Source organism: Polaromonas sp. SP1, from assembly GCF_003711205.1.
Taxonomy (GTDB): Bacteria; Pseudomonadota; Gammaproteobacteria; order Burkholderiales; family Burkholderiaceae_C; genus Polaromonas.
The window spans coordinates 3381541-3406328 of the sequence record NZ_CP031013.1 but is presented as its reverse complement, the minus strand read 5'-3'; the positions used below and the strand labels follow the sequence as shown (position 1 = coordinate 3406328).

26 protein-coding genes are annotated in these 24788 nt (G+C 63.6%); 9 read left to right on the top strand and 17 right to left on the bottom strand.

Going from position 1 to position 24788, the window contains the following annotated elements:
- Window positions 1–158: 158 nt before the first annotated feature.
- The 5 genes from argA to DT070_RS16225 all read left to right on the top strand — a co-directional run bounded on the left by argA (window position 159) and on the right by DT070_RS16225 (window position 4824).
- A complete protein-coding gene (gene argA, locus DT070_RS16245; RefSeq protein WP_122956334.1) occupies window positions 159–1508 on the top strand; it encodes an amino-acid N-acetyltransferase in 1350 nt (449 codons plus the stop codon).
- Between the two features lie 54 nt (window positions 1509–1562).
- Window positions 1563–1811 carry a DUF1272 domain-containing protein gene (locus DT070_RS16240; protein WP_122956333.1) on the top strand — a complete coding sequence of 83 codons (249 nt, stop codon included), beginning with the start codon at window positions 1563–1565 and terminating at the stop codon, window positions 1809–1811.
- Window positions 1808–2440 carry a LysE family translocator gene (locus DT070_RS16235; protein WP_122956332.1) on the top strand — a complete coding sequence of 211 codons (633 nt, stop codon included), beginning with the start codon at window positions 1808–1810 and terminating at the stop codon, window positions 2438–2440. Before DT070_RS16240 ends, DT070_RS16235 begins: the two co-directional genes overlap by 4 nt.
- A gap of 186 nt (window positions 2441–2626) precedes the next feature.
- Window positions 2627–4333 carry an ATP-binding protein gene (locus tag DT070_RS16230; RefSeq protein ID WP_122956331.1) on the top strand — a complete coding sequence of 569 codons (1707 nt, stop codon included), beginning with the start codon at window positions 2627–2629 and terminating at the stop codon, window positions 4331–4333.
- Window positions 4330–4824, top strand: coding sequence for a response regulator (locus DT070_RS16225; RefSeq protein ID WP_122956330.1), 495 nt, complete (start codon window positions 4330–4332; stop codon window positions 4822–4824). Before DT070_RS16230 ends, DT070_RS16225 begins: the two co-directional genes overlap by 4 nt.
- On the opposite strand, the gene DT070_RS16220 is transcribed toward DT070_RS16225, so the two are convergent.
- The 6 genes from DT070_RS16220 to DT070_RS16195 form a co-directional block, all read right to left on the bottom strand.
- Window positions 4800–5495: a Crp/Fnr family transcriptional regulator gene (locus tag DT070_RS16220; RefSeq protein WP_122956329.1), complete on the bottom strand. Its 696-nt coding sequence runs from the start codon at window positions 5493–5495 to the stop codon at window positions 4800–4802. The two genes, DT070_RS16225 and DT070_RS16220, sit on opposite strands and share 25 nt — an antisense overlap.
- A 153-nt stretch (window positions 5496–5648) precedes the next feature.
- Window positions 5649–6389, bottom strand: coding sequence for a Crp/Fnr family transcriptional regulator (locus tag DT070_RS16215; protein WP_122956328.1), 741 nt, complete (start codon window positions 6387–6389; stop codon window positions 5649–5651).
- A 163-nt stretch (window positions 6390–6552) separates the two neighbouring features.
- Window positions 6553–9864, bottom strand: coding sequence for an error-prone DNA polymerase (locus DT070_RS16210; RefSeq protein ID WP_122956327.1), 3312 nt, complete (start codon window positions 9862–9864; stop codon window positions 6553–6555).
- 9 nt (window positions 9865–9873) lie between these two features.
- A complete protein-coding gene (locus DT070_RS16205) occupies window positions 9874–11352 on the bottom strand; it encodes a DNA polymerase Y family protein (RefSeq protein ID WP_228778478.1) in 1479 nt (492 codons plus the stop codon).
- Window positions 11312–12124, bottom strand: coding sequence for a translesion DNA synthesis-associated protein ImuA (imuA, locus tag DT070_RS16200; protein ID WP_122956326.1), 813 nt, complete (start codon window positions 12122–12124; stop codon window positions 11312–11314). Before imuA ends, DT070_RS16205 begins: the two co-directional genes overlap by 41 nt.
- 196 nt (window positions 12125–12320) lie before the next feature.
- Complete coding sequence (locus tag DT070_RS16195; protein WP_122956325.1) at window positions 12321–12827, bottom strand: disulfide bond formation protein B; 507 nt, start codon at window positions 12825–12827, stop codon at window positions 12321–12323.
- A 236-nt stretch (window positions 12828–13063) separates the two neighbouring features.
- Here DT070_RS16195 and DT070_RS16190 point away from each other — a divergent pair, with 236 nt between their 5' ends.
- Both DT070_RS16190 and DT070_RS16185 read left to right on the top strand, forming a co-directional pair.
- Entirely contained in the window at window positions 13064–13471 is a 408-nt protein-coding gene (locus tag DT070_RS16190; protein WP_122956324.1) for a VOC family protein, read from the top strand.
- 86 nt (window positions 13472–13557) lie between these two features.
- Window positions 13558–13833 carry a DUF2277 domain-containing protein gene (locus DT070_RS16185; protein ID WP_122956323.1) on the top strand — a complete coding sequence of 92 codons (276 nt, stop codon included), beginning with the start codon at window positions 13558–13560 and terminating at the stop codon, window positions 13831–13833.
- Window positions 13834–13850: 17 nt separating this feature from the next.
- On the opposite strand, the gene DT070_RS16180 is transcribed toward DT070_RS16185, so the two are convergent.
- Complete coding sequence (locus tag DT070_RS16180) at window positions 13851–14888, bottom strand: NAD-dependent epimerase/dehydratase family protein (protein ID WP_122956322.1); 1038 nt, start codon at window positions 14886–14888, stop codon at window positions 13851–13853.
- 94 nt (window positions 14889–14982) lie between these two features.
- Here DT070_RS16180 and DT070_RS16175 point away from each other — a divergent pair, with 94 nt between their 5' ends.
- Window positions 14983–15870: a LysR family transcriptional regulator gene (locus DT070_RS16175; protein ID WP_122956321.1), complete on the top strand. Its 888-nt coding sequence runs from the start codon at window positions 14983–14985 to the stop codon at window positions 15868–15870.
- A 50-nt stretch (window positions 15871–15920) separates the two neighbouring features.
- On the opposite strand, the gene DT070_RS16170 is transcribed toward DT070_RS16175, so the two are convergent.
- The 7 genes from DT070_RS16170 to DT070_RS16140 all read right to left on the bottom strand — a co-directional run bounded on the left by DT070_RS16170 (window position 15921) and on the right by DT070_RS16140 (window position 22231).
- Window positions 15921–17009 carry a sulfate/molybdate ABC transporter ATP-binding protein gene (locus DT070_RS16170; protein WP_122956320.1) on the bottom strand — a complete coding sequence of 363 codons (1089 nt, stop codon included), beginning with the start codon at window positions 17007–17009 and terminating at the stop codon, window positions 15921–15923.
- 9 nt (window positions 17010–17018) lie between these two features.
- Window positions 17019–17936 (bottom strand): sulfate ABC transporter permease subunit CysW, encoded by a 918-nt coding sequence (gene cysW / locus DT070_RS16165; RefSeq protein WP_122956319.1) that lies wholly within the window; start codon window positions 17934–17936, stop codon window positions 17019–17021.
- Window positions 17933–18826, bottom strand: coding sequence for a sulfate ABC transporter permease subunit CysT (gene cysT, locus DT070_RS16160; protein ID WP_122956318.1), 894 nt, complete (start codon window positions 18824–18826; stop codon window positions 17933–17935). Before cysT ends, cysW begins: the two co-directional genes overlap by 4 nt.
- Before the next feature lie 5 nt (window positions 18827–18831).
- Entirely contained in the window at window positions 18832–19845 is a 1014-nt protein-coding gene (locus tag DT070_RS16155; RefSeq protein WP_122956317.1) for a sulfate ABC transporter substrate-binding protein, read from the bottom strand.
- Window positions 19842–20441, bottom strand: a complete 600-nt coding sequence (locus DT070_RS16150) for an alpha/beta hydrolase (protein ID WP_122956316.1) — start codon at window positions 20439–20441, stop codon at window positions 19842–19844. The genes DT070_RS16155 and DT070_RS16150 overlap by 4 nt, the downstream gene beginning before the upstream one ends.
- A 21-nt stretch (window positions 20442–20462) precedes the next feature.
- A complete protein-coding gene (locus DT070_RS16145) occupies window positions 20463–21113 on the bottom strand; it encodes a peroxiredoxin (protein WP_122956315.1) in 651 nt (216 codons plus the stop codon).
- A 212-nt stretch (window positions 21114–21325) separates the two neighbouring features.
- Window positions 21326–22231, bottom strand: coding sequence for a LysR substrate-binding domain-containing protein (locus tag DT070_RS16140; protein ID WP_122956314.1), 906 nt, complete (start codon window positions 22229–22231; stop codon window positions 21326–21328).
- A gap of 201 nt (window positions 22232–22432) precedes the next feature.
- Between DT070_RS16140 and DT070_RS16135 the strand changes: the two genes are divergently transcribed.
- Window positions 22433–23083: an FMN-dependent NADH-azoreductase gene (locus tag DT070_RS16135; RefSeq protein ID WP_122956313.1), complete on the top strand. Its 651-nt coding sequence runs from the start codon at window positions 22433–22435 to the stop codon at window positions 23081–23083.
- A gap of 115 nt (window positions 23084–23198) precedes the next feature.
- Here DT070_RS16135 and DT070_RS16130 read toward each other — a convergent pair whose 3' ends face one another.
- The 3 genes from DT070_RS16130 to DT070_RS16120 form a co-directional block, all read right to left on the bottom strand.
- Window positions 23199–23513: a DNA-binding transcriptional regulator gene (locus DT070_RS16130; RefSeq protein ID WP_122956312.1), complete on the bottom strand. Its 315-nt coding sequence runs from the start codon at window positions 23511–23513 to the stop codon at window positions 23199–23201.
- Window positions 23510–23755, bottom strand: coding sequence for a type II toxin-antitoxin system RelE/ParE family toxin (locus tag DT070_RS16125; RefSeq protein WP_228778479.1), 246 nt, complete (start codon window positions 23753–23755; stop codon window positions 23510–23512). The genes DT070_RS16130 and DT070_RS16125 overlap by 4 nt, the downstream gene beginning before the upstream one ends.
- A 201-nt stretch (window positions 23756–23956) precedes the next feature.
- Complete coding sequence (locus tag DT070_RS16120) at window positions 23957–24505, bottom strand: NADPH-dependent FMN reductase (RefSeq protein WP_122956310.1); 549 nt, start codon at window positions 24503–24505, stop codon at window positions 23957–23959.
- Window positions 24506–24788 lie beyond the last annotated feature (283 nt).

Sequence of the window (24788 nt, the reverse complement as noted above, 5' to 3'; positions counted from 1 at the left end):
GCGCCCGGTTTCGCTATCCCCAAATTTGACTACGCCGCCCGCCCGCGGGCCGCCCGGCCGGCCGGCCCCGCCATGACCGCGTAAAAGCGGCGTCTCCCTTACACTCACTGGACTTTTCCGCCCCTGGCCTGCCCCCAACCGATCCCGAAAGCGCGCCCATGTCCGCCGTCTTCAATTTCACCTTTGTTCCCTGGTTCCGCTCGGTGGCGCCCTATATCCATACGCACCGCGGCAAAACCTTTGTGGTGGGCATCGCCGGTGAGGCCATTGCCGCCGGCAAACTGCAGCATATTGCGCAGGATCTGGCGCTGATCCAGAGCATGGGCGTGAAGATCGTCCTGGTGCACGGCTTTCGCCCGCAGGTCAACGAGCAGCTCAAGGCCAAAGGCCACACGGCCAAGTACTCCCACGGCATGCGCATCACCGACGAAGTGGCGCTGGACAGCGCCCAAGAGGCCGCCGGTCAGCTGCGCTATGAAATTGAAGCCGCCTTCAGCCAGGGCCTGCCCAACACGCCGATGGCCGGCTCCACGGTGCGGGTGATTTCCGGCAACTTCCTCACGGCGCGGCCGGTCGGCATCCTGGACGGGGTGGACTTCAAGCATTCGGGCATGGTGCGCAAGGTCGACACGGCCGCCATCGGCCGGGTGCTTGACTTCGGCGCCATGGTGCTGCTTTCGCCCTTCGGGTTTTCGCCCACCGGCGAGGCCTTTAACCTGACGATGGAAGAAGTCGCCACCTCGGTGGCCATCGCCATGCAGGCCGACAAGCTGATCTTCCTGACCGAGATCCCGGGCATCCGCATCCACCACGACCAGCCCGAAAGCGAAGACAACCCCATCGACACCGAACTGCCGCTGGCCGCCGCCGAAAAGCTGCTGGCCGGCCTGCCCAATGGCGAGCGCCCCACCGACACCGCGTTTTACCTGCAGCATTGCGTCAAGGCCTGCAAGGCCGGCGTAGAGCGCAGCCACATCCTGCCTTTTGCGGTAGACGGCTCGCTGCTGCTGGAAATCTATGTGCACGACGGCATCGGCACCATGGTGGTCGATGAAAAGCTCGAGGAGCTGCGCGAAGCCACCGGCGACGATGTGGGCGGCATCCTGCAGCTGATCGAGCCCTTTGAAAACGACGGAACCCTCGTCAAGCGCAGCCGCACCGAGATCGAACGCGACGCCGACAACTACAGCATCATCGAACACGACGGCGTGATCTTTGCCTGCGCCGCGCTCTACCCCTACCCCGAGGCTAAAACAGCCGAGATGGCGGCGCTCACCGTGTCGCCGCAAAGCCAGGGCCAGGGCGACGGCGAGAAGATACTCAAACGCATCGAGCAACGCGCCCGCGCCGCCGGCCTGCAAAGCATTTTTGTGCTGACCACCCGCACCATGCACTGGTTCATCAAACGCGGTTTTGTCCAGGTCGACCCGGACTGGCTGCCCGAAGCCCGCAAGCGCAAGTACAACTGGGACCGCAAGAGCCAGGTGCTGGTCAAGAAGCTGAGCTGACGGCCGGGCATCACTTTGGCCATAATGGCCGCTCATCAACACGGAAGGCCCACCATGCTCCAGCTCCGTCCCAACTGCGAATGCTGCAACCGCGACCTGCCCAACGAGTCGCCCGACGCACGCATCTGCACCTTTGAATGCACTTTCTGCGCCGAATGCGCCGACACCCGGCTCAAGGGCGTTTGCCCCAATTGCGGCGGCGGTTTTACGGTGCGGCCCAGCCGCCCTGAGCGCCTCCTCGCCAAATACCCGCCCTCGACCGAGCGCGTCTACAAGCCTGAAGGCTGCGCGGCGGCGGCATGAACACCACCACCCTGCTGCTTTTTTCCATCGTCGCGCTGGTGGCCATTGCCACGCCCGGCCCGACCGTGCTGCTGGCGCTGGCCAACGGCTCGCGCTATGGCGTGCGCCGCTCGGTACCCGGCATGCTGGGCGCAGTGGTGTCCGACTTCGTGCTGGTGGGCGCAGTCGCGCTGGGCCTGGGTGCGCTGCTGGCCGCGTCCGAGTTCTGGTTTTCCGTGCTCAAGTGGGCCGGGGCCGTGTACCTGGCCTGGCTGGGCATCCGCCTGCTGCGCTCGCGCGGCGGGTTTGAGATTCCGGCCGAAGGCGCCGCCGGCACGCAGCACGGCGGCCGGGCGATCTTCATGAAGTCCTTCCTGGTGGCGGTCACCAACCCCAAGGGCTACCTGTTCTGCTCGGCCCTGCTGCCGCAGTTCATCGACCCCACCGCCGCCCAGGCGCCGCAGTACCTCGCGATTTCGCTGGTGTTTGCGGGTATCGATTTTTCCGTCATGTTCGCGTACGCCTTTATCGGCGCGAAGGCGATCCGCCTGCTCAAGGCCTCGGCCACCCGCTGGATAGACCGCGCCTGCGGCGGCGCGCTGCTGGCGCTGGCCGGCTCGCTGGCGTTTTACCGCCGGGCCAACACCTAGGCGCCCCGCAGGCCCGCGAGGCCTCGTCTTATGTCTTATGTGCGTTGACGAACAGACTTTCCAGACCAAGCTGTCATACTCGCGGAGTCTTTAAAAAGACTTCGCACACCCCCGGCCAGGATCCTGGAGGCGCCGCCCATAGCCGGCGCCCCGCAGGATCGTCGTTACTTCTACACAACATGGCCCATGTCACCTATTTCCAGCCTGAGCGTCCTTGACGCTATTGCCAGGGCCGACGGCATAGAGTCCCTGCGCCAGGAAGCGCTGCTCAAAACCGGCGCGCTGCAAACCGCCATCCTGACGAGCGAAAACTTCTCGATCATCGCCACCGACGAAAAAGGCATCATCCAGCTCTTTAATGTCGGCGCCGAGCGCATGCTGGGCTATATGGCGGCCGAAGTCGTCAACAAACTCAACCCCAGCGACATCCACGACCCGCAAGAGGTGATGGCGCGCGCTGAGGCGCTGAGCGAGGAGCTCGCCACCACCATCGCGCCGGGCTTTGAGGCGCTCACATTCAAGGCCTCGCGCGGCATCGAAGACATTTACGAGCTGACCTGCATCTGCAAGGACGGCAGCCGTTTTCCGGCCATCGTGTCGATTACCGCGCTGCGCGACGATTTCGGCACCATCATCGGCTACCTGCTGATCGGCACCGACAACTCGGTGCGCAAGCAGGTCGAAATGGCGCTGAAGGAATCCATGGCGGTGGCCGAGAAGGCCAACCTCGCCAAATCCGATTTCCTCTCCAGCATGAGCCACGAGCTGCGCACGCCGCTCAGCGCCATCCTCGGCTTTGCGCAGCTGATCGAGTCCGGCACACCGCAACCCACGCCGTCGCAAAAGCGCAGCGTCGACCAGATCCTGCAGGCCGGCTGGTATTTGCTGGACTTGATCAACGAGATCCTGGACCTGGCGCTGATTGAATCGGGCAAGCTCTCGCTGTCGCTCGAGCCGGTGTCGCTCGCCGAAGTCGTGCGCGAGTGCGAAACCATGATTGAGTCGCAAGCCGAAAAACGCGGCATTGCCGTGAGCTTCCCCGAGCTGGCCGCGCCCGTCTTCGTCAACGTGGACCGCACACGCCTCAAGCAGGTGCTGATCAACCTGCTGTCCAACGCCATCAAATACAACACGGCGCACGGCAAGGTAACGCTCAAGTACGTCGACCTTGCGCCCGGGCGCTTCCGCGTTTGCGTGGAAGACACCGGTGAAGGCCTGGCTGGGGAGAAGCTGGAGCAGCTTTTTCAGCCCTTCAACCGCCTCGGCCAGGAAGCCAGCACAGAACAGGGCACAGGCATCGGCCTGGTCATGACCAAGCGGCTGGTGGAGCTGATGGGCGGAACCATCGGCGTGGAAAGCACGATAGGCAAGGGCAGCATGTTCTGGATCGACCTGAACGTCACCACCGAGCAAAAGCTCTCCCCGGAGCTGCTCGATCTGGCGCTGGGTCGCACCGCGCACGAGCCCGCCGACCCGCAAACCTGCACCGTGCTGTATGTCGAGGACAACCCCGCCAACCTGATGCTGGTGGAGGACCTGATCGCCAGGCGCGCGGATTTCCGCCTGCTGTCCGCACGCGACGGCATCAGCGGCATTGCGATTGCCAAAGCCTCGCTGCCGGATTTCATCCTGATGGACATCAACCTTCCGGGCATCAGCGGCATCACGGCCATGAAGATCCTGTCAGAGGACGCTTTGACGAAACACATTCCCGTGGTGGCGCTCAGCGCCAACGCCATGCCCCGCGACATTGAAAAAGGCCTGCAGGCCGGTTTCTTCCGCTACCTGACCAAGCCGATCAAGATCAACGAGTTCATGGAGACGCTTGACCTGATGGCCACGCTCGCAAAAACCCGGACCGACCGTGCGGCTGCCAACGAAACCCTCTCATGAACACTGAATTCGACCTCCTCAATGCCGCCATCCTGGTGGTGGACGACCAGCCCGTCAACGTGCAGCTGCTCAGGCAATTGCTCAGCGAGACGGGTTATACCCGCGTCAGCTCCACCATGAATCCGCTGGAGGTGGCCGCGCTGCATGCCGAACATCGCTACGACCTGATCCTGCTCGACCTGAAAATGCCAGGCATGGACGGCTTTGAGGTGATGGAGGCGCTCAAGCAGGACAAGCACGACAAATACCTGTCGGTCATCGTGTTGACGGCGGAGCCTGGCCACAAACTGCGCGCGCTGCAAGCCGGCGCCAAGGATTTCATCAGCAAACCGTTTGACCTGATCGAAGTCCGCACGCGCATCCACAACGCGCTGGAAGTGCGCCTGCTGTATAAAAAACTGGAGAACTACAGCAAGCTGCTGGAAATGGCCGTCCAACAAGCCGCGGCAGACCCGCAGCCGGACGCCTACTTGACCAGCAGGTCCATGTAGGCCTTGCGGTCAGCCGCATAGCAGCCGCAAGAGGCCGCTTCCAGCCCTTTGCGGTCCAGCACCGTGAGCTTGCCGCGGCTGTAGGCGATGAGGCCGCTGCGCTGCAGCTCACCGGCCGCCGCCGTGATCCCCACGCGGCGCACACCCAGCATGTAAGCCAGGAACTCCTGCGTCACGTCAAAACTGGACGCCTGCGAACGGTCCTGGCTCATCAGCAGCCAGCGCGCCAGGCGCGGGCCGATCTGGTGAAAGCGCACGCAGGCGGTCGATTCGGCCAGTTGGGCCATCAGCACATAGAGGTAGCGGTTCATGCTGCGCTGCAGGGCCGGACTGGCGGCGAGTTCTGCCTTGAAGGCCCGGTTTCCGATGCGCCAGGCGGTGCCGGCACCCTGCACCAGCGCATGCAGCGGCGCGGTAGCCACGCCGAGCGCCAGTTGTACCCCCAACATGCCTTCACGGCCGACCATCCCGACTTCCACGCCGGGGCTGCCTTGAACGACCGCAATCAATGAAATAAAACCCTGGGTGGGAAAGTAGACGTGGCGAGTGGGTTGGCCCGGATCGGACAACACCTTCGCCAGTACCAGTTCCACGGGTTCACACTGCTTGAGCAGCCGTGCGCGATCCTGGCGGGGCAAAAGCGCCAGCAAGTTGTTTTCGACAGGTTTCACGGGGCGTTCTCTGGTGTGCTTGCCGACCTCCCGGGGCGGGAGGCTGCGTCACGGCCCGGCTGCTGTCGATGGCAGTTTTGGCAGGTGCCCCAGTCTATCGCAGTGGCGGTATCCCGCCTGTTCACCAGGACACAAAGTCCCAGGGAAATACTGTTATGGGGTTTTATTCTCGGGCAGAAGGCGGTCGTATTCTTTTTTGACCACCGCATAACACTCGCAAGTACGTTGCTCCAGACCGAGGCGGTCCAGCACCGTAATGCGCCCGCGCGAATATTTGATCAGCCCGGCCTGCTGCAGTTTGGTTGCCCCTTCGGTCACGCCTTCGCGGCGCACACCCAGCATGTTGGCGATCAGTTCCTGCGTCATGACGAGCTCGTTCCCCCGCAGGCGGTCCATGCTCAGCAGCAGCCACCGGCACAGTTGCTGGTCGAGTGAATGGTGGCGGTTGCAGACCGCCGTCTGTGCCATTTGCGTAATCAGCGCCTGCGTGTAGCGCAGCAGCAAATGCAGAACCGGACCGGAGCGGTCGAACTCTTCCTTCATGGCGCTTGCGCTCAAGCGAAAGCCCTGGCCCCCGCTTTGCACCACCGCGCGGCTGGGTGTGGAGCCGCCTCCCATGAAAAGCGATACACCGACCAAGCCTTCATTGCCGACCACGGCGATCTCGGCGGACGCCCCGTTTTCGAGAACATAAAGCAGCGAAACGATGGCGGTCGTCGGAAAGTAAACATGGCTTTGCACCTTGCCCGACTCATAGACCACATGGCCCAGCGGCATTTCCACCCATTCGAGCTGCTGCAGCCAGCGCTCAAGTTCGGCCTCGGGAAGGGCTGCCAGCAACTGGTTGTCGCGGGGCAGTGATTTGGCGGGGGAGGCGTGGGCGGAAGTGGCCATCAGGAAAGTCCCAGTCGGGTTGGCTTCAGGGGCACTACCGGAAAAGGTCTTGCATCAGCCCGCCAGTGTAGGCGTTTGGCGGCGTTTCATATGTTCGTTATCGTACATAGCCGCCAGAAAAACCACCTCGTTTTACCTGATGCTGAACATGCGCCTGCAAGCGTCAATGAAAGTCCCGGCTGGAAGTTCCCAGCCGCCCCAGCAGCGGCGTGAGGTCTTCCAGCCGGCTTGCCACCAGGTTGCGCACCGCGCCGTAACCTTTGGCGGTGCCGCTTTCCTCGCTGCGTTGCCACACGCCGTGCACCGCCAGCAGGCGCGAGTGCAGCAGCTCGGCGCGCTGCGCTTCGCGCAATGATTTCCACACGATGACATTGACCGGGCCGGTCTCGTCTTCCAGCGTGACAAAGATGGTGCCGTTGGCGGTTTGCGGCTGCTGGCGCACGGTGACGATGCCGCAGCCGGCGACCTCCTGGCCGTCGGGCAAGGCGTTGAGCTGGCTGGCGGTCAGCAGGCCGCGCCTGGCCAGGCGGGCGCGCAGCAAGGCCAGCGGATGGCGGCGCAAGGTCAGGCCCGTGGCGTTGTAGTCGAACAAAATGTTTTCGCCTTCGGGCGTGTCCGGCAGCACCAGCGGCGCCTCGTGCGTGGGCACGGCCTTGAGCAAGCCCGGCGCCGGCTTGATGGCCGAGGCTTCCCAGACCTGCTGGCGGCGGTGGCCGGCCAGCGGCAGCAAGGCATCGGCCGCGGCCAGGGCGTTGACCTCGAGCGAGCCCAGCTGCGCGCGTGAGACCAGGTCTTCGGTCGAGGTAAAGGGCGCGTCCGCCCTCGCCTGCACCAGCCGGATCACCGCTGCTTCAGACAGGCCGGACACCAGGCGCAAGCCCAGGCGGACGGCGGGCTGGTCTTTATGGATACCTGGGTATTGCGATGGAGGTGTGTTCTCAATAGGCTCCAGCGTGCAGTCCCATTCGCTGTGCATCACGTCGACCGCCCTCAACTCCACCCCGTGCCGGCGCGCGTCCTGCACCAGTTGTGAGGGTGCGTAAAAACCCATGGGCTGCGAGTTGACCAGCGCGGCCAGGAAACACGCCGGCTCGTGGCACTTGAGCCAGCAGCTCACGTAGACCAGCTTGGCAAAACTGGCGGCGTGGCTTTCAGGAAAACCGTAGTCGCCGAAGCCCTTGATCTGGCTGAAGATGCGTTCGGCAAATTCTTCGCTGTAGCCGTTTTTCACCATCGCGTTGACCAGCCGGGCGTGAAACTTCCCGACGCCGCCTTTTCGCTTCCAGGCGGCCATGGCGCGGCGCAATTCATCGGCCTCGCCGGGCGTGAAGTCGGCCGCAATCATGGCAACCTGCATCACCTGCTCCTGAAAGATGGGAATGCCCAGGGTGCGTTGCAGCGCGGGGTTCAGGGACGGGTACTCGGGCTCGACCTTGCCGCCGCCGCGCTCCAGCTCCCGAGCCTTCAAATACGGATGCACCATGCCGCCCTGAATGGGGCCCGGCCGTACGATGGCGACTTCCACCACCAGGTCGTAATAGCAGCGCGGCTGCAGGCGCGGCAGCATGGACATCTGCGCACGGCTCTCGATCTGGAAGACGCCCGTGGTGTCAGCCTCGCAGATCATGTCGTAGGTCTGCGGGTCCTCCAGGGGAAGGGAATGCATCTCATACTGCGTTTTCCTTGTCCGGTTCACCATTTCCAGGCAACGCCGGATGGCCGAGAGCATGCCCAGCGCCAGCACGTCCACCTTCATCAGCCCGATGTCTTCCAGGTCGTCTTTGTCCCACTGGATGATGCGGCGGTCTTTCATCGACGCCGGCTGCACCGGCACCAGCCGCGTGAGCTTGCCTTGTGTCAGCACAAAGCCGCCCACGTGCTGGCTCAGGTGGCGCGGGAAGGCCGGGCGTTCCTTTTCGCGCTTTTTGCGGTCATCGGCCTCGGCGATCTCGTCTTCCTTGTCCGGATACACCGCCATCAAGAGCCGCGCCAACTGTAGCCACTGCAGCACCGGCCCGATATCGGCCTGCACCTCGGCCTCGCGGATTTTTTCTTCCAGCACCTGGCTGCCGTCAAACCAGAAATGCTCTTTGGCATAGAGCTCCACCGTGTCGGGGTCTATGCCCAGGGCCTTGCCCACGTCGCGCACGGCGCTGCGCGAGCGGTAGCTGATCACGGTGGCGGCAATGGCGGCGCGGTCATGGCCGTACTTTTCATAGATGTACTGGATGACCTCTTCGCGCCGCTCGTGTTCAAAGTCGACATCGATGTCGGGCGGCTCGCTGCGTTCGCGGCTGATGAAACGCTCGAACAGCAGCTTGCTTTCCGACGGGTCAATGGCCGTCACCGCCAGGCAATAACAGACCGCCGAGTTGGCCGCCGAGCCGCGGCCCTGGCAAAGGATGTTTTGGCTGCGGGCAAAACGCACGATGTCATGCACCGTGATGAAGTACATCTCGTAGCCGAGCTCCTCGATCAGGGCCAGCTCCTTGCCCACCTGCCGCCGTATCTTGTGCGGAATGCCGTGCCGGTAACGCTGGTGCGCGCCCTGCCAGGCCAGGCGCCGCAGGCAGTGCGCCGGGCTTTCGCTGCGCGGCACGATGTCTTCCTGCGGGTAGCGGTACAGGCTGCGGATTTCATCAAGGTTGAAGCAGCATCGGCCGGCGACCTCCAGCGTGGCGCGCAGCAGGTCGCGCGGGTAGACCTCGGCGAGCTTCATGCGCTGGCGCAGGTGCGCTTCGGCATTGGCCTGCAGCTCAAAGCCGCATTCATGCACGGTGCAGCCCAGCCGGATGGCCGTCAGCACATCGTGCAGCGGCTTGCGTGAGCGGATGTGCATCAGCACGTTGCCGGCCGCCACCAGCGCGATGCCGGTGCGCCGGCCGGTTTCGCGCAGCTGCGCCAGCCGCAAGGCGTCGTCCATGCCCTGCAGCAAGGTCACGGCCAGCCAGGCGCTGGCGCCGAAACAGGCTACCGCCCACTGGGCATGGGTGCACAGGCTGTCAAGCTCGATGGCGCCGGGCAAGGGCGAGAGCAAGACCTCGCAGTGCGACAGCACCGAAAAATCCGTCTCGCCCAGGGCCACGCGGTAGCTGCCCTTTTCAATCCTGTCGCCCACCTGGCGTGCCGTGGTGATGAACTCGCACAGGTTGCCCCAGCCGGTGGCGGTGTGCGGCAGCACCACCAGGCGGAAGGCGTCATGCCCGTTCCGGTCCTTGACCAGGAATTCGGCGCCCGGCAGCAGCTGGATGAACACGCTGAGTTTTGCCAGCGCCTTGGCCGCCGTATGCGCCCGCACCACACCCGCGACCGAACATTCGTCGGTGACGGCAATCGCGCGGTAGCCCAGCTCGGCCGCGCGCACCACCAGCTCCTGCGCATGCGAGGCGCCGCGCTGGAAGCTGAAATTGCTCAGCGCGTGCAGCTCCGCGTAGTCGGGCAGCCGAGGGGTTTCTGACAAGGCGTCGGGCAGCATCGCAGCAACTCAGGCAAAAAAACCGTGCAGGTACCAGTGGTGCCGCGGCTGCAGCGCCGCCGTGCCGTCTGAGGCCAGCAAGGCCAGCCGCACGCTGTAAACCCAGAGCAAGCTGCCCTGCTCGCTGCGGTAGATGTAGTAGTCGCGCATCGCCGGCGGTGTCTGGCGCTCGGTATGCACCTGGTGGGCGCCCTCGCTGGGCGCCAGCCAGCCGGTGGCCTCCAGCCGCTGCGGCCCGGCCAGGCGCGTTAGCGGGCCCTGGTAGACCGGCTTGTGGCCTTCGGTCGCCAGGCGCAGCGGCTCGGGCAGCAGCCAGCTCGGGTACAGGGCTTCAACACGCGGCGCCGGCGCCGCTGGACCGGGTGAATTTTTCAAGCGTTTCAGGCCTGTAGCCAAGGCGGTGCCTGCGCCACCCGCTATCGATTTAATAGCGCCACGGGCCTCCACCCAGCGCTGCATGTGTTCCGGCCGGTGGTCTTCGCACGGCTGCCAGGCCTGCACCCGCGCATCGCCCAGGCGCGCGCTCAGCCGCTCGACCAGCTCCACCGCGGTGTCGCCCTGCTGGCGCGCTTCCATCAGCAGGCTGCCGGTGGCCGCCGCCGAATCGGCCAGCAGCTCGGTCGCCAGCGACTGCAGGCTCACGCTGTGCACCGGCGCCGGCAGCTTTTGCTGCGCCAGGTGCTCGGCGATCAGGCGCGCCACATGGCGCAGGTCTTGCGCGGGCTGGGCGGTGCGGATGTCGAGCTCGCCGGTGGGCGGCACGTCGCGGCGCGGGTCCAGGTGCCAGGTGATCTTCAGCGCGCACAGGCCGCTCTGGCGCCCCAGCAGCCAGGCATGCAGGTGCACCAGAAGCTGCTCGACACCCGCCATCAGCGCCGGGGCGTGGGTGACCAGCGCGTTGAGCTCGAGCTTTTCCTCAAAGTGCTCAGGCAACACCAGCCACGCGTAGTCGTCTGGCGCGCTGCCCCGGGCGCGGTCCAGCGCCGCCAGCAAGCCGGCGCCAAAACGCCGCGCCACGCCGTCACGCGGCAGGCGCAGCAGGCCGTCCCAGCTGCGGCAGCCGATGCGCTCCAGCACATCGAGGTGCGGGCGGGCTGCCGTCAGGGTGTGCAGGGGCAAGTCGGCCACGCGGGTTTTGCGGGTGGCGGCGCCGCTTTTTTGCGCTGAAAGCTGCAGCCGCAGACGGGCGATTGCTATCAAAGATGTAGCGCCTTGTGCAAGCACAACCTGGGCTGGAGCCCGATTTGATTCAAAAAACAGGTGCAGCTGGCGCTGCAGCTGTTCCGCCAGTTTGGCCAGCCCGCCGAAGAGGCGCAGGCTGCCCGTCACGTCCATCAGCACGGTTTCGTCCACCAGCGCCACGCGCGGCGTGAAGCCCAGCGCGATGCTGGCCGCGGCCCGCTGCACGGCAGAGGCATCCAGCAAGGCCGGCCCAGGGGAAGCCGCCTCAGTGGTGATCGAGATGTGCAATGCGATCCAGCAAGGCATGAATCGGACTTTCGGGTGAAGTGACGGGAAGCGACACCAGCGAAGGCAGCAGCATGGGCGCCACGTCCTCGCGTTGGCGCCGCGCCCTTTCACGGCTGGCCGCCAGCAGCGCCGACAGCCGGGCCGGCCGGGTGTCGAGCAGCAGCGGCGCGGCCAGCGGCGGGCCGCGGCGTTTAAGCACGTGCACAAGCAGGTTGCCCGCCTCGGCCGCCGCACCTTCAAGCAGCAAACGCAGCGGCGCCGGCGAGGACTCCTGCTGCGCCCGCAGCGGCCTGAAGACAAATAGCAGCTTGTTGTGCGCATGGGCGGCGATCTGCAGGCGGCGCAAATGCGCGCTGCGCGCATCGGGCAGCCAGGCCAGCACACTGTGCACGTCGCCGCACTGCAGGGCTTCACGCGTGGCCCACAGAAGAGACGGTGCATCACCCGGTTTGCCATGAATGCTGAGCAGCCGCTGCATCGAAAGCCGGCGCGCGCCCAGCGCCGGCCCAAAAGGCAGGTGCGGCGCACCCACCATCACCGTCAACAGCCCGGGTGCCTCTGCCTGCAAAGCGGCCAGGGCCGGCGCCACCAGGCCCCATTCATACAGGCCCGCCTGCGGCTGGAGCACTTCAACCAAAGCGCCCTGCGGCCAGCCGCCACCCGGCAAAGCGCCGTCCAGCGCCGCATAGCCCGTTGCCGCCGTTTGCAGGCTCGCACTGCCCAGCTCGCCGGCGCGCCATACGTGGGCGAGGTCCGGCAAGGCGCGGTCCAGTGAGTTGGGGGAAAGCATGGCGGCAGGTTCAAATGGGCGAAAATACTGTATTTATGTACAGTATATTGCCGATTCAAACCTTGGCAAATATGCCGGATTGGCCGACTCAACACGGGGCCAAATGGATGCCTGGCCTCAATCCATCCATGCCGCCGGGAGTGAATTCATCCCGGACGGCGACCGATCATCGACTGATCGGCAAAGTGCGTGGGCCTTAACGCTTGCGCAGCTGGCGAGCCATCAGCAGCAAGCCCACAGCCGCAATCGCCACAAAACACAGGAAAGACCAGTTGGCAATCGACAGGCCCAGGAAGGTCCAGTCAATCTTGGTGCAGTCGCCGCTGCCCTTGAAGATCATCGGAATGGCGCGCTTGAGCGGAAAGGTTTCGATCATTCCGTAAAAGTCACGCCCGCAAGAAGCGATCTCAGGCGGGTACCACTGCAGAAAGCTCTGGCGCGCCGCCACAAAAGCGCCGAAGCCGGAGAGCAACACCATCAGGCCCGAACCGGCCACCAGCAGGCCGCGGCTTTTGGCCATGGCGGTCACGCCGGCCACCACCGCCACCAGCACCAGGGCATAACGCTGAACGATGCACATCGGGCAAGGCTCCAGGCCGACCACATGCTGCAAATACAGGCCAAACGCCAGCATGGCCACACAGGCGACAGCGACCAGGGCGAGCACACGGCGCGGCATGGCATCGAAATACGTCAAAAGCATCGGAACCCTCTTTTTTGAATTGGCGTGAGCGTGATTGTGAATTGTCCGATGGTTCGTGGCTTTTGGACCGGCATTAGTTCCTTCGAGCCACAAAATCAGGGCCAATCTTTGTCTTTTTGTTGCCGGGTTTCAGGGCGGCTTGCCCGCATTTGTCCTACAGGTACGGTGAATCGGCGCGCGTAAATTTCAGGATCGAACCGCTCGCTGGCCGGGCTGAACCACACCAAGGAGATGTCATGGAAATACACCGCGGTCGCCTTGTCGACCACATCCATCTACGGGCCCACGACCTGGCCGCCAGCAAGCGCTTTTACCGCGCCGTGCTGCAGTCACTCAACAAGGCACAGGCCATCATTGAAGACAAGGCCTATTTCTCGGCCGACGAGTTATGGATAGACCAGGCCGACGGCCCTACTTCGCACGTCCACCTGGCCTTCCGGGCCAAAGACCACGCAGAAGTCAAAGCGTTTTACGAGGCGGCCCTGGCCGCAGGCGGCACCGACAACGGTGCGCCGGGTGACCGCAAATACCACCCCGGCTACTACGCCGCCTTTGTGCTGGACCCGGACGGCAACAACATCGAGGCCGTGTACCACGGGCCTTTCACGGCTTCGGCTGAGTCGGTGGTGATCAAACCTGCCTGACCAGGCGCAAGTCCGGCAAGGGGCTGCGGCCGGCGGCAAAATGCGCCTTGAATGATTCCAAGTCTTTGCCTCAAGGAGCAGTAGCCATGTGCCGCAACATCAAGACCTTGTTCAACTTCGAGCCGCCCGCCACCGAGCTCGAAATCCGCGACGCGTCGCTGCAGTTCGTCAGAAAGCTCAGCGGCTTCAACGTACCGTCCAAGGCCAACGAAGCCGCGTTTGACCGCGCGGTGGAAGAAGTTGCGGCCTCTGCGCGGGTTCTCATCCGGACATTGGTAACCAACGCCGAACCGCGCAATCGGGAGGTTGAGGCCGAACGGGCACGTACCAGGTCAGCAATGAGGTTTGGCACGAGCCGGTAGCCGGAGCCTGGCTTGCATCAGTCACCGCGGCGCACACCACTGTGGTTTATATCCTCGCCATGCGTACCAAGGCAACCCAGCCCTTGCAGCGTTTCCTCCACAGCAGTGTCCAGCGGCGTGCGCGGCTCCGCACCGAGCGCCGCCACCAGGGAGGCGTTGTCCATGCGTACCGGCGTGTTCCAGAGGTAGCGCATCCGGCGCAGCTCGCGCAGGGTCTCGACAAAGGGCGCGGCCAGCGTCACCGCCCACCAGGAAAAGGATTTTATGGATGGCGCAGGACCGCCGCGCCGCGCGACGACACGGCAGATCGCTTCGGCCAACTGGCGGCCGTCGGTGTCCCACTGGCCGTCCATATGGAAAGTTGCGAATGCAGGCAGAACGTCCCGCCGTGCGAGCAAGGCAACCATGGTACGCGCAACATCCGGTAAATAGGCCCATTGGTGGCCGACGCCAGGCTTGCCAGGCAGCTTTATGCTGCGCACCGAAGCGCCCGGCCGGATCAGGCCTTGCGAGAACCAGCTGTTACCGGCCCTCGGCCCAAAAAAATCGCCCGCGCGCACGATGATCACCCGGCAGCCGCACTGGCCACTGTCGCTGGTCGCGTCCTTGAGCCGCTGCTCAAGCCGCACACGAATCGCGCCTTTGGCAGTGTGCGGGTGTTGCGGTGAATCCTCCCGGGGGCTGGGAAATGCGTCTGGCCCGTAGTTGTAGACCGTGCCAGGCAACACGATGGTCGCGCCGTGCGCCCGGGCGGCAGCAATCGTGTTATCCAGCATGGGCAGCACCAGTTCGCCCCAGCGACGATAGCCGGGCGGATTGACGGCGTGCACTATGACGCCGCAGCTTTGTGCCGCAGCCAAGACATCCCCCGGATTCATCGCGTCGCCACGCAGCCAGGTAATGCCGCCACGTAGTTCGCTCGGCGGCGGCTCGCTGCGGCTAAGCGCGCGAACCTGCCAGCCTGCCGCCTCCAGTTGCCGGGCGACTTCACCGCCGATGCCACCGGTTGCACCCAGCACAAGTGCTGTGCTTGATCTGTCTTGTTTGTTGCTCATGCCAATTCCCTGAAAAGTTGCGATGGGGAAAGTCTGAGCCTTGAAAGGTCAAAATGGAATTGACTAAGAGAGGGTAACGGCTATACATTTTTGCATGGAAGAAGATGCCGGCTGGGAGCTTTATCGTTCGTTTTTGGGGGTGCTGCACGAGGGTTCGCTCTCCGGTGCGGCACGGTCTTTGGGGGTGGCACAGCCTACGGTCGGACGCCATGTTGCCTCACTCGAAAAGTCGCTCGATCTGGCGCTGTTCACGCGTTCACAAACCGGTTTTGCGCCAACCGAGGCCGCGCTGGGACTGCAGCCCTTCGCTGAAGAAATGGCCAGCGCCGCAGCCGCCTTACGCCGCGCCGCCGAAAGCCAGGGGGACGGCGTGCGCGGCACGGTGCGGGTCACCGTGAGCGAAGTCATCGGTGTCGAAGTGCTGCCGCCCATCGTCGCGCAGTTGCAGCGCGCGCACCCGGGTCTGACCATCGAACTGGTGCTGACCAACCGCGTGCAGGACCTGCTGCAACGCGAAGCCGACATCGCCGTGCGCATGACACAGCCTAAGCAGGAACTGTTGATCGCTCGCCGTGTGGGCGAAGTGGAACTGGGTCTTTATGCACGCCGCGATTACCTGGACGCGCGTGGCACGCCACAGTCGTCAGCGGACCTGGCGCGGCATGCGCTGATTGGGTTCGACGAAGAGACGCCCTTTCTGCGCTCGGCGCGCAAAGCCTTGCCCGCTTGGAAGCGGGCGGCGTTTTCAACTCGCACCGACAGCGACCTCGCGCAACTGGCATTGATACGCGCCGGCGCCGGCATCGGCGTGTGCCAGTCAGCGCTGGCGGCGCGTGACCCCGCCCTGGTGCGGGTTCTGCCTGGCGAGTTGTCCTTCAAACTCGAAACCTGGCTGACCATGCACGAAGACCTGCGCCACAGCCCGCGTTGCCGTGTCACCTTCGACGCATTGGTCGAAGGTTTGCAGCAGCATATTGGCTGAAGCCGGGCGAGATTCGATCTGCATATCCGGCTGCCCGCGCGAACCGGCAACTAGCCCTCCACAAACACCCTCGCCTTGCGCGGCGTCACGACCAGCATGTCGCCTTCACGCAGCCCCATTTCCCTGAACTGCTGCGAAGGCATCTGGGCTTCGATGATGGCGTCGCCTGAGACATTGCCTTTTTGCTCGTAGCCTTCGGCGGGAATCAACTCCAGACGCGCGATGGGGCCGATGACGATGGCGCGCTCCAGGTGGGCCACGATGCCTTCGGCGCCGGGCGCATAGCGCTGCACCTCCAGATCATGCGGGCGCACATAGGCAAAAGCCTTGGCGTCCTGCGCGCCGGCGTGTTCGGGGGCGTTCAGGCGCAGGCCTTCGAGCTGCACCTCGCCCTCATGCGCACGGCCGTGGAACAGGTTGACGTCGCCCAGGAAGCCGTACACAAAAGGGCTGGCCGGATGGTCCCAGACGTCTTGGGGCGAGCCGATCTGCTCGACCTTGCCCTGGTTCATCAGCACCACGCGGTCGGCCACTTCCAGCGCTTCTTCCTGGTCGTGCGTCACAAAAATGCTGGTGACATGCAGGTCGTCGTGCAGGCGGCGCAGCCAGCGGCGCAATTCCTTGCGCACCTTGGCGTCGAGCGCGCCGAAGGGCTCGTCGAGCAGCAGCACCTTGGGCTCGACCGCCAGGGCACGTGCCAAAGCAATCCGCTGGCGCTGCCCGCCGGACAGCTGCGACGGAAAGCGGTCGGCCAGCCAGTCGAGCTGCACGAGGTTGAGCAGCGAATGGACTTTCTCCTTGATCTGCGCTTCGCTGGGCCTGAGGCCGCGGGGTTTCACGCGCAGGCCGAAAGCCACGTTTTCAAAGACCGTCATGTGGCGGAACAAGGCGTAGTGCTGGAAGACAAAACCGACCTGGCGCTCGCGCACATGGACGTCGGTGGTGTCTTCGCCGCTGAAGAGGATGCTGCCGCGGTCGGCGGTTTCGAGGCCGGCGATGATGCGCAGCAGCGTGGTCTTGCCGCAGCCCGAGGGGCCGAGCAAGGCGACCAGCTCACCCGATTCAATGTCCAGGCTCACGTCGCCCAGCGCCTGGAAGTCGCCAAAATGTTTGCTGACGTTGCGAATTTCGATGCTCATGATGTTTCCTTAGCGAACGGCGGCCACGGCAGCCTGGGGCTGCGGGCGTTCAGGCGGCAAATCGGCCGCGGCTTTCATTTCTGCTTCATGGCGCCATTCGGCGACCGACTTGATGACCAGCGTGACCAGCGCGAGGATGGCCAGCAGCGACGCCACGGCAAAGGCGGCGACCGACTGGTATTCGTTGTAGAGGATCTCGACGTGCAGCGGCAAGGTGTTGGTCTGCCCGCGGATGTGACCCGAGACCACCGACACCGCACCGAATTCACCCATGGCGCGCGCATTGCACAGGATCACGCCGTAGATCAGGCCCCACTTGATGTTGGGCAGCGTGACATGCCAGAAGGTCTGCCAGCCGGTCGCGCCCAGCACAATGGCGGCCTGCTCTTCGTCGTTGCCTTGCGCCTGCATCAGCGGAATCAGCTCCCGCGCAATGAACGGAAAGGTCACGAACACGGTGGCCAGCACAATGCCCGGCACGGCAAAGATGATCTTGATGTCATGCGCCAGCAGCCAGGGCCCGAACCAGCCCTGCGCGCCGAAGATCAGCACGTAGATCAGGCCGGCCACCACGGGCGAGACGGAAAACGGCAAGTCCACCAGCGTCGTCAGCACTGATTTGCCGCGAAATTCGTATTTGGCAATCGCCCAGGCGGCGGCCACGCCGAACACCAGATTCAGCGGCACAGCAATCGCGGCGGCGATCAGCGTGAGGCGGATGGCGGACCAGGCGTCGGGCTCCCGCAGTGCGGCGAGGTAGGCGCCAAAGCCTTTGCGCAGGGCTTCGGTGAAGACGGCGGCCAGCGGCAGGATTAGGAACAAGACCACAAACAGCAGCGCCACAGTGATCAGCGTGTAGCGAACCCACGGGGATTCGGTCGTGCCGGCTGTGGCACGGCGCACAGGTTGATTCAAGGGGCCGCTCATGCCGGCGCTCCTGCATTGCGGCGCTGCCAGGCTTGCAGGCCGTTGATGACCAGTAGCAGCACAAACGACACCAGCAGCATCACCACCGCCACAGCGGTGGCGCCGGCATAGTCGTATTGCTCGAGCTTGCCGATGATGATGAGCGGCGTGATTTCAGAAATCATGGGCATATTGCCGGCGATAAAGATGACCGAGCCGTATTCACCGATCGCCCGCGCAAACGCCATGGCAAAACCCGTGAGCAGCGCAGGTGTGATGTGCGGCAGGATGACCTTGGTGAAGATCTGCAGCCGCGTGGCGCCCAGCGACGTGGCGGCCTCCTCAAGCTCTTTCTCGGCGTCTTCGAGCACCGGCTGCACCGTGCGCACCACAAACGGCAGGCCGATAAAGATCAACGCGATCACCACGCCCGCAGGCGTGAAGGCCAGCTTGATGCCCATGGGCTCCAGGTACTGGCCAATCCAGCCGTTGCCGGCCAGCAAGGCCGTGAGCGAAATGCCGGCCACGGCCGTGGGCAGTGCAAAAGGCAAATCCACCAGCGCGTCGACAATCTTTTTGCCCGGGAACTTGTAGCGCACCAGCACCCAGGCCAGCAGCAGGCCGAACACCAGGTTCACCAACGCCGCGATCAACGACGCACCGAAAGTCAACCGGTAAGACGCCAGCACGCGCGGCGAGGTCACCGCGGTGATGAACTGGTCCCAGCTGAGCGTGAAGGTCTTGAAGAACAGCGCCGAGATCGGGATCAGCACGATCAGGCTGAGGTAGAGCACGGTGTAGCCCAGCGTGAGGCGAAAACCGGGCAACACCCGTTTGGCCGCCCTTTTGCTGCCCGCAGGCACACCCGGCGCCACCGCGGAAGGCGGCGCCACAGAAGACAAGGCAGTCATGATTTTTATTTGACGGTGTAGAGCTTGTCGAACTGGCCGCCGTCGTTGAAGTGCACTTTTTGCGCTTCGCCCAGGCTGCCAAAGACGTCTTGCACCGTGAAGAGCTGCAGCGGCTTGAAGGTGCTGGCGTATTTCTTCAGCACGGCCTGCGAGCGCGGGCGCAGCGCGTGGCGTGCGGCGATTTCCTGGCCCTCTTCCGAATAGAGGTAGTTCAGGTACGCCTTGGCCAGGTCTGCCGAGCCCTTCTTGGCGACGGTGCGTTCAACCACCGCCACCGGGTTTTCCGCCACGATGCTGATGGACGGGTAAATCGCGTCGACCTTGCCTTCGCCGAATTCCTTGTTGACCGACAGCACTTCGGACTCAAAGGTGATCAACACGTCGCCGATATTGCGCTGCAGGAACACGGTGGTCGCGTCGCGCCCGCCCTTGCCCAGCACCGGCACGTTTTTGTAGAGCTTGCCGACGAACTCGGCGGCTTGCGCGTCGGTCGCACCCTTTTTCTTGGCATAACCCCAGGCAGCCAGGTAGGCGTAGCGGCCGTTGCCGCCGGTCTTGGGGTTGACCACGATCACCTGGATGCCGGGCTTGATCAGGTCGTCCCAGTCCTTGATGCCCTTGGGGTTGCCGTTGCGCACCAGAAACAGCATGGTCGAGGTGGTGGGCGACGCGTTGTCCGGAAACTTTTTGGTCCAGTCTTTGGAGACCACACCGGCGTTGGCCAGGAAGTCGACATCGGTCGAGGTGTTCATCGTGACGACGTCGGCGTCCAGGCCGTCGGCCACCGAGCGCGCCACGGCGCTGGAGCCTGCGTGCGACTGGTCGACCTTCACGTCCTTGCCGGTGGTCTTTTTGTAGTTGGCGATAAAGGCGGCGTTGTAGTCTTTATAAAACTCGCGCGCCACGTCGTACGAACCATTGAGCAGCGTCTGGGTTTGCGCCGAGGTCACACCGGGAAAACCTGCACTGGTTGCCAAAGCCAGTGTTGCAAGCGCGATTTTGAGTTTTGAAGAAGTCATGCCGTTTCCAGGGATCCAAAAGAAGAAGATGAAGAAGTGCTCTGAGAAGAAAAATCAAGGCGGGTGGCTGACAGTGACACATCGCCTGCCAGGGATTGCAGCAGCGCGATGCCCAATGGCCATTCGCCATGGCCCGATTCGATATTGATATGCCCTGCGTCCTGCAGGCGCACAAACTCGCTGCCCCAGGCACGGGCATAAGCGCCGGCCAGGCGCACCGGACAGTAAGGGTCGTTGCTGCTGGCCACCAGCACGCTGCGGTAAGGCAGCTTTTGGTAGGGCACGGGGGCAAAGTCGCTCAGCACGGCGCGGCGCTCAGGGTCAGCCGGTGCTACCAGCAAAGCGCCGTGGATGCGTTGCGCCGCTTCCGGCGGCAGATGGGCCGTGGCAATGCAGCCCAGGCTGTGCGCCACGATCACCACCGGCTCGTCTTGCAGCAAGATGGTGTTGGCCAGCGTCGCCACCCACGATTTGCGCGAAGGCGTGATCCAGTCGTCCTGCTTGACGCGCACCGCATTGCTCAGGCGCTCGGCCCACAGGCTTTGCCAATGGCCGGGTCCGGAGTCGCGCCAGCCGGGAACGATGATGAAACGCACTTTGCTTGAGTCCGCTGTGGCTTATTTATTAGGCTGCGGTGTGATGCGCAGGTAAGGCTTGACGGCCTTGAAACCTTTGGGGAAACGCTGGGCCAGCTCGGCCGGGTCCTGCAGGCTGGGCACGATGATCACGTCGTCGCCGTCTTTCCAGTTCACCGGCGTGGCCACCTTGTAGCCGTCGGTCAGCTGCAGCGAGTCGATGACGCGCAGGATCTCGTCGAAATTGCGGCCGGTGCTGGCCGGGTAGGTGAAGGTGGTGCGGATCGCCTTCTTCGGGTCGATGATGAACACGCTGCGCACGGTGGCCGTGGGGCCGGTGCTCAGGGCATTCGGGTGAATCATGTCGTACAGGTTGGCGACCTTGCGGTCGGCATCGGCCAGGATGGGGAAGTTCACCGTGGTGTTCTGCGTCTCGTTGATGTCGTTGACCCATTTGCCGTGGGATTCAAGCGCGTCCACGCTGATGGCGATGGGCTTGACGTTGCGCTTGGCGAATTCACCGCCCAAAGCGGCGGTTTTGCCGAGTTCGGTGGTGCAAACGGGCGTGAAGTCTGCGGGATGCGAAAAGAGCACAACCCATGAATCACCGGCCCATTCGTGGAAAGAAATCTTGCCGGCGGTGGAGTCCTGGGTGAAGTCGGGGGCGGTGTCGCCGAGTCTGAGGGTGGCCATGTGCTGCTCCTTAAATTGCTGGTTCAAAGCATTGTGGGGAGCTAGCGTTAAAACTCAAAAGAATATATCGCTCTTAATTTATTTGAATTTGTGCATAACAAAAATTTGACTCGTGGCCTGCGCCAGGCTGCACACGCCGCAGAAACAGGGTAGTTGCTATCAATTCGGTAGCGGTCTGCCAAGGTACAGCAAGGGCTGGAGGCCAAAAATGCTTAAACCAGCATCTCGCCCCGCATCCGCTCGCCCAGAAAATCCAGAAAGCTCCGCACCGCCGGCACCTGCCCGCGCCGGGAGGTAAACACCGCATGGGCCAAGCCGGGCCGTATGGCCCAACCCGGCAACACAGGCACCAGCAGCTGCGCCTGCTGCTCGGCCGCACTCATGGACTCGGGCAGAAAACTCATGCCGGTGCCGGCCAGCACGGCCAGCTTCAGGGTTTGCAGGTCGTCGGCCACATAGCGCGGCTGGTGCTGCAGCACAAACTCTTTGCCTTCCGGGCCGATCAGCGTCCATGAGGTGCGCCCGTCTGCCCACGACATGGCCACGGTGTCGAGCTTGTGCAGGTCTTCGGGTTTTTCGGGCGTGCCCTGGCGCTTGAGCAAAGCCGGGCTGGCGAGCAGCTGGCCGGTGCTGGAGCCCAGGTTTTTGATGACCAGGCTGCCGCTTTCGTCCAGAGTGGGCCGCACGCGCAGCGCGATGTCGATGCCCTCTTCCACCAGGTCGATCACGCGGTTGGTCACGCGCATGTCGATGCGCACCTGCGGGTAGAGCGCCATGTAACGCGGCACCAGGTAGCCCACCGCGCCTTGCGCCATCGTGACGGGGCAGGTGATGCGCAACGTGCCGCGCGGCTCGACCTGCATTTGCGCGACCGCTTCAGACGCCGCCAGGGCCTCGTCGCGCATGGCGTTGCAGTGGCGCAAATAGATTTCGCCGACTTCCGTCAGCGAGAGCTTGCGTGTGGTGCGCTGCAAAAGGCGCACCCCCAGGCGCGTCTCCAGCTCGGCCACGCGGCGCGAGAGGCGCGACTTGGGCAGGCCCAGCGCCCGCCCGGCGGCGGCAAAACCGCCCCGCTCCACCACTTCGGCGAAATACAGCATGTCATTGAGGTCTTGCATGGCGCGGCTTCCTTTCTACGACGCAAAACAGGATTTTCAGGCCTTTATTGTCCCACCAATAGAACGATAAGTCACATTTTCACTGACTTATCAAACACTCGCCTCATCCGCACAATCTATCCATGGCTGCGATTCATGGTGAACACGGCCTAAGAACCTGATTCACAAACCCTCTTAACGTAACTTTCAAGGATTTCCATCATGACCAAGCTTCTTCACGTCGACTCCAGCATTCTTGGCGGCAACTCGGTGTCCCGCCAGCTCACCGCCCAGATCGTGGCTTCCTGGCGCACCGCCAACCCCGGCACCGAAGTCAGCTACCTGGACCTGGCCGTCAACACGCCCAGCCACCTGTCGGCCGAATCGCTGGGTTTCCGCATGCCGGCCGAGGCCACCCTGAGCGACGCGCAAAAGCGCGAAAACGCCGTGTCTGAAGCCCTGGTGTCGCAATTCCTGGCCTCCGATGTCATCGTGGTGGGCGCACCGCTGTACAACTTCGCCATCCCCAGCCAGCTCAAGGCCTGGATCGACCGCATCGCGCAAGTCGGCCGCACCTTCAAGTACACCGACAAAGGCCCCGTCGGCCTGGCCGGCGGCAAGACGGTGATCGTGGCCTCCGCCCGCGGCGGTGTGTATTCGACCAGCGAAGCTGCTACCGCGATGGAGCATCAAGAAAGCTACCTGAAAGTGGTGTTCGGTTTCTTCGGCATCACCGACGTGCGCTTTGTGCGCGCCGAAGGCCTGGCCATGGGCGAAGCTGCCAAGGCGGCCGCGCTGGCTGCTGCAGAAATCGAAATCGTGACGCACACACAGCCGTCCGCCAACCAGGCCAAGGCCGCCCTCGCCGCCTGATCCCGGCGCCATCGTGCGCACAGCAAAAAGCCCGCAACTGCGGGCTTTTTTATGGATGGACCTTATCAGGTAGCTGTCGCCCTCGCGTTTCCGCTGAGCTGCAGCATTCTGGATCTCACACTGCGGCCAGCCGGTCCACCGTGTCCGGGAATTTCTCGACCAGGCGAATCAGCAAGGCGGCCTGGGCGTTGGGTTTGGCCCGCCCTTGCTCCCAGTTCTCCAGCGTACGCGGGTTTGTTCGCAAATAGCGGGCAAACACCGGACGCGACAGGTGCAGGCTTTCGCGCAAAGCCAGCAGTTCGTCAGCGGTCACGTCTGGCGCAGGGTTTATTTCCACTTCATGCGTGCGCAGCGTCTGCTTGCCGGCCCGTGCGTTCGACAGGGCGTCAAAGCCCTCGGTAATTTCTGCAAACAGGTTCCGCTTTTTCATCGCTTCGCCTCCAGTTCCATTTTCAACATTCCTTTGAGCGCCTTCTTCTCGCCGGCGTTCAGGTCGGCCATTTCGTCCTTGTCGTACAACGTAAACAACCAGAATTGCGAGCCGCCATCCCACCAGTAATAAATCACCCGCAAGCCGCCGCGTTTGCCCTTGCCTCGACGCGGATCACCATGCCGCAACTTGCGCAGACCGCCCGTACCTTCGATCGCGTCGCCGGCTTCGGGGTTCCTCATCATGGCCTCTTGCAGGCCACGAAAGCCCTCGTCATCCAAATAGCCGGCCCGGTAGCGGGAGAAGGCGGGTAGTTCTACGAAGACGGCTTTCCCCGTTCAAATTGTACGCAAGTTGCGGATGATTGCAACCCAACGGTCAATAGCGACCGCGTAGCGTGGGCCAAATAACCGGCGAAAGGGTGCGGCCCAAGTCCGACGTACTCAGGCGTGCTTCTTGACCCAGTCCACATAGGCATCGACCCAGCCCTGCAAGAACTTGCGGCTGGCCTCGCCGATATTGCCGTCGGCGTCGTACAGGCCTTCCTTGTTGTGGATAAAGGCTTCAGGCTGGCCCAGCGTGGGCGCGTTGAGGTAGGCCAGGATGTTGCGCAGGTGCTGCTGCGACAGCGCCGTGCCGATGGGGCCGACCGATGCGCCGATCACGCCGGCGGGCTTGCCGTTCCAGGCGCTTTGGCCATAAGGGCGCGAGGCATGGTCGATGGCGTTTTTCAGCACGCCGGGAATCGAGCGGTTGTATTCAGGCGTGGCAAACAGCAGGCCCTGCGCTGCCAGGATTTCGCCCTTGAGCCGCTTCACCTCGGCCGACGGGTTGGCATCGTCGTCCTGGTTGTAGGGCGGCAGGTCGTCAATGCGCACATGGGTAAAGCTGAAGTCCGCGGGGAACAGCTTTTCAAGCGCCAGGGCGAGCTTTTTGTTGAACGAGTCCTTGCGGATGCTGCCGACGATGACGGCGATGTTGTATTGGGCCATGGGTTCTCCTGGAAATGGGGATGAATCATCACGGGCAGCGAAAGCGGATCGGCCTGCAGCCCTCGAACCATTATGCAAAGTGCTGCTGCGTCCGGCCCGCGCGCAAGTGAAACACCTTGTGAGACCGGGGGTATGCGGCCCGTTGTCCCACCGCACTGACCGATGGCAGCATGAAAGTCACTTCGGCCTACAGCGGCCCAGGCCCCGGGCCGACGACAGCGCTGCTTGCCCCGCACGAATACTGGTTGCGGCGTGACCTGGAGACCTGTTCCGGCGCCTTCAA

Coding starts and splice junctions, on each gene's coding strand:
- DT070_RS16125 (WP_228778479.1), bottom strand. CDS start 23,755: ATGAGGAACCCCGAAGCCGGCGACGCGATCGAAGGTACGGGCGGTCTG.
- DT070_RS16170 (WP_122956320.1), bottom strand. CDS start 17,009: ATGAGCATCGAAATTCGCAACGTCAGCAAACATTTTGGCGACTTCCAG.
- DT070_RS16190 (WP_122956324.1), top strand. CDS start 13,064: ATGGAAATACACCGCGGTCGCCTTGTCGACCACATCCATCTACGGGCC.
- DT070_RS16185 (WP_122956323.1), top strand. CDS start 13,558: ATGTGCCGCAACATCAAGACCTTGTTCAACTTCGAGCCGCCCGCCACC.
- DT070_RS16215 (WP_122956328.1), bottom strand. CDS start 6,389: ATGGCCACTTCCGCCCACGCCTCCCCCGCCAAATCACTGCCCCGCGAC.
- DT070_RS16230 (WP_122956331.1), top strand. CDS start 2,627: ATGTCACCTATTTCCAGCCTGAGCGTCCTTGACGCTATTGCCAGGGCC.
- DT070_RS16120 (WP_122956310.1), bottom strand. CDS start 24,505: ATGGCCCAATACAACATCGCCGTCATCGTCGGCAGCATCCGCAAGGAC.
- DT070_RS16175 (WP_122956321.1), top strand. CDS start 14,983: ATGGAAGAAGATGCCGGCTGGGAGCTTTATCGTTCGTTTTTGGGGGTG.
- DT070_RS16135 (WP_122956313.1), top strand. CDS start 22,433: ATGACCAAGCTTCTTCACGTCGACTCCAGCATTCTTGGCGGCAACTCG.
- DT070_RS16130 (WP_122956312.1), bottom strand. CDS start 23,513: ATGAAAAAGCGGAACCTGTTTGCAGAAATTACCGAGGGCTTTGACGCC.
- DT070_RS16140 (WP_122956314.1), bottom strand. CDS start 22,231: ATGCAAGACCTCAATGACATGCTGTATTTCGCCGAAGTGGTGGAGCGG.
- DT070_RS16180 (WP_122956322.1), bottom strand. CDS start 14,888: ATGAGCAACAAACAAGACAGATCAAGCACAGCACTTGTGCTGGGTGCA.
- DT070_RS16145 (WP_122956315.1), bottom strand. CDS start 21,113: ATGGCCACCCTCAGACTCGGCGACACCGCCCCCGACTTCACCCAGGAC.
- cysT (WP_122956318.1), bottom strand. CDS start 18,826: ATGACTGCCTTGTCTTCTGTGGCGCCGCCTTCCGCGGTGGCGCCGGGT.
- DT070_RS16235 (WP_122956332.1), top strand. CDS start 1,808: ATGAACACCACCACCCTGCTGCTTTTTTCCATCGTCGCGCTGGTGGCC.
- imuA (WP_122956326.1), bottom strand. CDS start 12,124: ATGCTTTCCCCCAACTCACTGGACCGCGCCTTGCCGGACCTCGCCCAC.
- DT070_RS16155 (WP_122956317.1), bottom strand. CDS start 19,845: ATGACTTCTTCAAAACTCAAAATCGCGCTTGCAACACTGGCTTTGGCA.
- DT070_RS16240 (WP_122956333.1), top strand. CDS start 1,563: ATGCTCCAGCTCCGTCCCAACTGCGAATGCTGCAACCGCGACCTGCCC.
- cysW (WP_122956319.1), bottom strand. CDS start 17,936: ATGAGCGGCCCCTTGAATCAACCTGTGCGCCGTGCCACAGCCGGCACG.
- argA (WP_122956334.1), top strand. CDS start 159: ATGTCCGCCGTCTTCAATTTCACCTTTGTTCCCTGGTTCCGCTCGGTG.
- DT070_RS16225 (WP_122956330.1), top strand. CDS start 4,330: ATGAACACTGAATTCGACCTCCTCAATGCCGCCATCCTGGTGGTGGAC.
- DT070_RS16205 (WP_228778478.1), bottom strand. CDS start 11,352: ATGCCTTGCTGGATCGCATTGCACATCTCGATCACCACTGAGGCGGCT.
- DT070_RS16210 (WP_122956327.1), bottom strand. CDS start 9,864: ATGCTGCCCGACGCCTTGTCAGAAACCCCTCGGCTGCCCGACTACGCG.
- DT070_RS16195 (WP_122956325.1), bottom strand. CDS start 12,827: ATGCTTTTGACGTATTTCGATGCCATGCCGCGCCGTGTGCTCGCCCTG.